1 protein-coding gene is annotated in these 898 nt (G+C 63.3%); it reads left to right on the top strand.

Annotated features, from left to right (window positions below; all coding sequences use genetic code 11):
- Positions 1–507: 507 nt before the first annotated feature.
- The coding region (locus JCM19049_RS15695) for a PRC-barrel domain-containing protein (RefSeq protein WP_279403387.1) at positions 508–898 on the top strand (391 nt) is incomplete at its 3' end.

Here is an 898-nt window from a genome sequence, read left to right as displayed (position 1 = left end):
GAACAGGGCACCGTGACCGGGCACGAGGCCCGCGACCGACTGCCGGGCCCCGCCCAGAAGGTGCTCGATGCGATTACGGTGCTTGGCCGCCGGGCCGCCGGGCGCTTCAACGAGGTGGGCGAAAAGGACGGGGCCGCACCCATGCCGGGGGACGGGGGCGCTTAATATGGCACCTCTACAGCGCCAATGGCAGAACATTTCAGGTTTCCCAGTCAGCCCCAAGGCTGCGTCCATGCAGGCACTAGCACTGGACACGGCGGCGGGAGCAGATGGGATATTCAAGGTACCGGGGGACACCAACAGAGAGGAAACCCAATCTGCAAACAGCATCACGAATGCCTTCAGCATTGAGCTTCCAAGTTTCGGCAGACCGGCACACACCCGCCGGCACTGACCCGAACGGCTCGTAGGACGTCACGCCCACCAGGGGCGCAGCACCCTTCGGACACCACACTTGGTTTCCGGACGGTTTCACAACACTGAACACCGACGCAAAGGAAAGAAACCATGATCAACAAGAACCAGATTGATGAACTGCTGAACACCGGCGGCACCGTGGTCGGCAGCGACGGCGAGAAGATCGGCAAGTTCGGACAGGTCTTCCTTGATGACCAGACCGGCGAACCGCAGTGGGTCACCGTGCGCACCGGATTGTTTGGAATGTCCGAAAGCTTCGTTCCGCTGGATGAAGCCAGCGTGCACGGGGACACCGTCACCGTGCCGTTCGACAAGCAGATCGTCAAGGATGCCCCGCGCATCGACGACGAGGACGGGCACCTGAGCCGGGCCGATGAGCAGGAGCTCTACCGCTACTACAACCGCTCCTACGACCGGCAGCAGAGCGTGGACCAGCGCACCGGCCACGATTCGGCGGGCCAGCTGCCCGCGGACCCGAACG

This window comes from Arthrobacter sp. JCM 19049 (genome assembly GCF_001310435.1).
Note: the sequence above shows the minus strand (reverse complement) of the source record. Positions and strands in the feature narration are given on the sequence as shown.